This window comes from Bacteroides fragilis, from assembly GCF_019583405.1.
In the GTDB taxonomy this organism is placed as follows: Bacteria; Bacteroidota; Bacteroidia; order Bacteroidales; family Bacteroidaceae; genus Bacteroides; species Bacteroides fragilis_B.
On sequence record NZ_SZUU01000039.1, the window covers coordinates 1 to 1,043 of the forward strand.

General features: G+C 42.3%; 1 pseudogene. It reads left to right on the plus strand.

Features of this window, described 5'->3' with window-relative positions:
• Positions 1-67: 67 nt before the first annotated feature.
• A pseudogene (locus FDF36_RS21020) lies at positions 68-1,043 on the plus strand (hypothetical protein); the annotation flags it as partial.

Consider the following 1,043-nt stretch of genomic DNA (forward strand, 5'->3'; position numbering starts at 1 on the left):
GCTTATACACACATGTATAAGCCGGGTGAGAGATTTTTGATCTGATTATTCACTAAACAAATTTAGAATGAACAAACTCTTTATTATGCGAACTCCCCTCTTATGGATCGCGGTAATGACAGCATCCAGCCTCTGGGTCAGTGGATGCACCCAAGAAGAAAAGTATCCATTTCTTCCGGAAAAAGATAACGATTCCGACATTGTAATACCTATTAACATCAGTATGGCTGAAAATGGTGAGTACAATGCTTACTCTCCGGACAATACTATGTCCCCCCGTCATAATGCTCCTCTGATTGCCGAATGGGCAGGAGTAAAAACTCTAAGCCATACCCGTACAAAAGAATCTCCGGAATATAGTGGTCCCAGAATCGCATCCATGGAACTGACGGAAGATACCCTTTCCACCCTAACTACCCGTGCAAACAATCTATCTACAGGTGTTTACTTTCGTCTGATCGTTTTCCGGAAATCAGGGAGCAATTACGTGTTCCAATCAGCCGCAGACTATACATCAAATGGTACTTCCTCGCCTGTACTGAAGCAGGGTAAACTACTCACACGGTCAGGAACGATCCGGGTAATCGGCTACTCCTTCAATACAACTGCGGCATTGGGAAGTATCCCTGCATCATATACCTATAATAGCACCAAGATAGACATTCCAGACATGAATAATGACTTTATGACTTATGATTCAGGAGACATAGCCAATGTGAATAGTCTTAATTATAATCTTCCGGTAACATTCAAACAGAAACTATGCAAACTTACAATAAGCATTAGTGTAACAGGCTTCACAAGTAATACCATCAGCGGGTGTACAGGAGTATGCGTAAAGAAGGGAGGTAATTTAACCTCGTGGGTGATTGGAAGTTCGGCAGTGGCTGTTAATACCAGCAACACAGCTTCATTCAATCCAAACACCAACCTGACTACCACTATACGCATGGTTCCCTTCGCAAGTGCCCGGACAATAACAGTACACTTCGACAAGCTGACAGTAGGAAATATAATTACTAATAATGCGGATAATATAGACA